At 67.2% G+C, this 4,061-nt stretch carries 5 protein-coding genes; 1 reads left to right on the top strand and 4 read right to left on the bottom strand.

Going from position 1 to position 4,061, the window contains the following annotated elements; genetic code table 11:
• The 4 genes from ACZY0B_RS26915 to ACZY0B_RS26900 all read right to left on the bottom strand — a co-directional run.
• Nucleotides 1-267: nuclear transport factor 2 family protein (locus ACZY0B_RS26915; protein WP_463767282.1), on the bottom strand; the 267-nt coding region annotated here is incomplete at its 3' end.
• A 13-nt stretch (nucleotides 268-280) separates the two neighbouring features.
• Complete coding sequence (locus tag ACZY0B_RS26910; protein WP_463767281.1) at nucleotides 281-1,114, bottom strand: mycofactocin-coupled SDR family oxidoreductase; 834 nt, start codon at nucleotides 1,112-1,114, stop codon at nucleotides 281-283.
• Complete coding sequence (locus tag ACZY0B_RS26905) at nucleotides 1,111-1,914, bottom strand: mycofactocin-coupled SDR family oxidoreductase (protein WP_463767280.1); 804 nt, start codon at nucleotides 1,912-1,914, stop codon at nucleotides 1,111-1,113. The genes ACZY0B_RS26910 and ACZY0B_RS26905 overlap by 4 nt, the downstream gene beginning before the upstream one ends.
• Nucleotides 1,911-3,509: a flavin-containing monooxygenase gene (locus tag ACZY0B_RS26900; RefSeq protein ID WP_463767279.1), complete on the bottom strand. Its 1,599-nt coding sequence runs from the start codon at nucleotides 3,507-3,509 to the stop codon at nucleotides 1,911-1,913. The genes ACZY0B_RS26905 and ACZY0B_RS26900 overlap by 4 nt, the downstream gene beginning before the upstream one ends.
• A gap of 130 nt (nucleotides 3,510-3,639) precedes the next feature.
• Here ACZY0B_RS26900 and ACZY0B_RS26895 point away from each other — a divergent pair, with 130 nt between their 5' ends.
• The gene (locus tag ACZY0B_RS26895; RefSeq protein ID WP_463767278.1) at nucleotides 3,640-3,918 is read left to right on the top strand and encodes a 2Fe-2S iron-sulfur cluster-binding protein; all 279 of its coding nucleotides are present in this window, start codon (nucleotides 3,640-3,642) and stop codon (nucleotides 3,916-3,918) included.
• The last annotated feature ends 143 nt before the right edge of the window (nucleotides 3,919-4,061 follow it).

Below are 4,061 nucleotides of genomic sequence, written 5' to 3'. Positions count from 1 at the left end.
CAGCGTCACCACGCACGGGCCCAGAAAGTGACTGCAGCCCTTGGCCACCAACTTCTGGTGGGCATCCGAGCTGATCATCGCGTGCACGTCGGCCCGGCCCTCCATGCGCCAGCCATCGACGTCGTACACGCCGTCGATCGCCCATAGACGCGCGGCGGCATCGGGGTCGCCGGCGTCGACCGCCGGACCGTAGGACGCGATCAACTGCCTGATGTCACGGTCGTCCTCGAGCCGGCGCAACCGGGCCGCCAAATCCGCCAAGTCCATCACGATCGTCTCCTCATCGCTGGGTGGAGCCCGCGTCGACGGGCAGGATCACCGCGGTGATGTACCGCGCCTCGTCCGAGGCCAAAAACAGCGCGGCGTTGGCGACATCGACCGCGTCGATCCACGGCACCGCAAGCATATTCATCGCCTCCGCTGCCTCGGCGAATTCGGCACGCGTGGGCGGTCCGTCCAAGTCGGGCCGGAATGCGCCGCTGACGACCTCGTTCTGGATCATGGGCGTGTCGACATTGGTCGGGTTGAGGCAATTGACCCGAATATTGTGCGGTGCAAGCTCATTCGCGAGGCTGCGCATCAGACCGACCACGCCGTGCTTGGCGGCCGTGTAATGCGCGACACCGACCAGGCCGCGCAGTCCGGCGACGGAGCTTGTCAGAACCATCGCGCCGGCACCGCGCGCGATCAGGTGTGGCGCGGCGGCGCGGCAGGTGTGCCACACGCCGGTGAGGTTGACGTCCAGCATCGTTCGCCAGGTGTTTTCGTCCAGCTCGACCGCCATGCCCCGGGAGGTGATTCCCGCCGTCGCACAGACGACGTCCAACCCGCCAAACCGCTCGACGCCACGGTCGGTGGCCGCCTGCACACCGTCGGGGTCGCGCACGTCGACGATCTCGGTGTGCACCCGCGCGCCGGTGTCGGCGACCAATGCGGCCGTCTGCTCGAGGTCGGCGGGTGTGCTGGGCGGGATCGCCACCGTCTCGACCGGGCCGCACAAATCCAGCGCCACGATGTCGGCGCCCTCCTGGGCGAACCGCACCGCCCGAGCGCGACCGATCCCCCGCGCCGCGCCGGTGATCAGCGCTGTCTTGCCTGCTAGGCGTCCGCTCATGTCGTTTTCTGCGTCAAGCCGGCGTCGACGACGAGCTGGGTGCCGGTGATGTAGCGGCCCTGATCGGAGGCCAGGAACACCACGGCGTTCGCGATGTCGACGGGCTCCACCCACGGGACCGGCAGCAGGTTGCGGGCCGCCAGCACCTCGGCCGCGTCGGCCGCCGTCGGGTTGGCCAGATCGGGCCGCAGCTTCCGGTACATCTGCTCGTTGAGCACCATCGGCGTCGCGACCGGCCCCGGGTGCACGGTGTTGACCCGAATGCGGCGGAATCCCAGCTCGTTGGCGAGCGTGCGCGCCAACCCGACCACCGCGTGCTTGCTGGCCGTGTAGTGGGCAGTGTTCGCGGTGCCGCGAAGGCCGTTGGTGGAGCTGATCAGGACGACGGATCCACCGTCGGCACCGATGTGCGGCACGCCGGCTCTGACGGTATGCCAGACCCCGGTGAGGTTGATGTCGAGCGTGCGCTGCCAGACCTGCGGGTCGAGTTCCCAGGACGGGCCGCCCGGGAGATGGATACCGGCGTTGGCGATGATGACGTCCAGCCGGCCCAGCTCGACCACACCGCCGTCGATCGCGGACGTCACGGCCGCGAGATCGCTCACGTCGGCGAAACCCGTGACGCAGCGCCGGCCCCGGCTTTCGACTTCCCTTGCCGTACCGACTAACTCGTCGGCAAGCGCGGCAATATCCAGGGCGATCACGTCGGCGCCCTCGTCGGCGAAGCGCTGACAATGCACCCGCCCAGTCCCTTGTGCGGCGCCGGTGACCACGACGACCTTGTCGAGTAATCCAGTCATCGCTTGATCAGATCGAAGCCCCGGTAGCCGGCGCCGGCGACCTCGGCGCAGATGTCGTTATAGGTGGCGAACCCTCCGACGAACAGCATGAAACCCCTTGGCTTTCCGGGCACGTTCGCGCCCATGTACCACGAGTTGGCCTTGGTGAACAACGTTGTTTCGGCACGCCGGGCACATTCGGCGCCCCAGCCGTCCACACTGTCCACGGTGGCTTCGATGGCGGCGCACCCATGGCTGTCGAGGTAGCCGATGGCCTGGGCGACCCAGTTCACCTGAGCCTCCGCGTGCAGCACCATGTTCGCCAGCACGGCGGGCGCTCCCGGGCCCGAGATCAGAAACAGATTGGGAAACCCGTCGACACCCAATCCCAGGTAGGTGCGGGGTCCGTGTGCCCAGTCCTCGCGCAGCGTCGCGTCGCCACGCCCGACGATGTCGATGCTGCCCAGCGCGCCGGTCATCGCATCGAAACCGGTTGCCAGCACGATCATGTCGAGGTCGTAGTGCGCCTCGGTGGTGGTGATGCCCGCGGCGTCGATCGATTCGATCGGTGTGTCGCGGACACTGATCAGCGACACGTTGGGCCGGTTGAACGTCTGAAAGTAGTTGCTGTCGGTGCAGATTCGTTTGGTTCCGATCGGGTGGTCGGTGGGGATCAGCAGGTCGGCGATCGCCGGATCGTCGATGACCGCCCGGACCTTCTCCTCGTAGAACTTGCGGGCCTCGTCGTTGGCTTCCAGGTCGGTCATCTGGTCCGGGAACGTCTTCGAGAACAGCACGCCGCCCAGCTGCCACCGTTTTTCGAACGCCGCACGCCGCTGCGCTGCGGTGAACTGCATCGTCGGCTTCGCGGCGGTGAGGTGCGGCGAGCCTCCGCCGCTGCGCCACGACAACCGGCGCCGCTGCGAATAGCCAATCTTGACCTCGTCGAGTGCCGCGGCGGACAACGGTGTGTTGCCGGCCGGGACGCTGTAGTTGGGCGTGCGCTGGAAGACGTACAGCTGCGCGGCCTGCTCGGCGATGATCGGAATCGATTGGATGCCGGAGGATCCGGTGCCGATGACCGCCACCCGCTTGCCGGTGAAGTCGACGGGATCGTGCGGCCAGTGTGCGGTGTGGTGGGTTTCGCCCGCAAAGGTATCCAGGCCAGGGAAATTCGGTGTCATCGCGGCCGACAACGGGCCGGTTGCCATCAAACAGAACCGGGCCGAGAACGCCAGCCCGGTGTCGGTGGTGACCGTCCAGCGCAGCGTCGTCTCATCGAGTACGGCGGAGTCCACACGGGTGTCGAAGGCGATGTCGCGGCGCAGGTCGAGTTTGTCGGCGACCCAGTTCAGGTATTCGAGGATCTCGGATTGGCTGGCGTACTTCTCCGTCCAGCACCACTCCTGCTGGAGTTCATCGGAGAACGAGTAGCAGTAGTCGACGCTCTCGACGTCGCAGCGCGCACCCGGATACCGGTTGTAATACCAGGTCCCGCCGAGCTCGGGAGCGGACTCGAGCACCCGCACCGAGAGCCCCTGCGCGCGCAGCTTGTGCAAGGCATACAAGCCGGCGAACCCGGCGCCCACCACGATCACGTCGAGAGCATCATCCACAAGCGCTCACGCTATTGGCGCGTTCGTCGCCGGGCGCCCTGTCTCCCGGTCACCGGACGCTCCGGTCGACTTTTCCCGGCCATCGGGCACGCATTGGCGCGGCGCCGCGGCATGCGCGCACCATCGGCGCATGTCAGAAATCGCACGCCTCGAGGTCGAGCTGGACGGGAACCGCCACCGGTTGCGCTGGCCGCGCAGCCAAACCCTGATCGATCTGTTGCTCGACGCGGGCATCGATGCGCCGCACTCGTGCCGGGAGGGTCGCTGCGGGTCGTGCGTGGCGACCGTCGTGTCGGGAGAGGTCGACATGGCGGCATGCGAGGTGCTGGGACCCGAAGACGTTCGAGACGGCCTGATCCTGGCGTGCCAGGCCAGGCCGGTGAGCCCGGCGCTGCGCATTGCGTTCTGACCCGCATTTCCGCCCGCTCATCGGGATTTCCTTTGGGACGGGCGGGGACTGCGGTAGACCATTACCTAGCCCACACACGTAAGGACAACGATATGAGCGACCGGGTACTCGACCGGGTAGTGGCCATGGCGGACCAATTGCGC

It is taken from the genome of Mycobacterium sp. IDUB_19 (assembly GCF_055419445.1).
The sequence above is the reverse complement of the archived record's forward strand: the minus strand, read 5'-3'. Positions and strand labels throughout refer to the sequence as shown.

Bases quoted from the DNA above. Each gene is read 5' to 3' on its own strand.
- ACZY0B_RS26905 (WP_463767280.1), bottom strand. From the start codon at position 1,914: ATGACTGGATTACTCGACAAGGTCGTCGTGGTCACCGGCGCCGCACAA.
- ACZY0B_RS26895 (WP_463767278.1), top strand. From the start codon at position 3,640: ATGTCAGAAATCGCACGCCTCGAGGTCGAGCTGGACGGGAACCGCCAC.
- ACZY0B_RS26910 (WP_463767281.1), bottom strand. From the start codon at position 1,114: ATGAGCGGACGCCTAGCAGGCAAGACAGCGCTGATCACCGGCGCGGCG.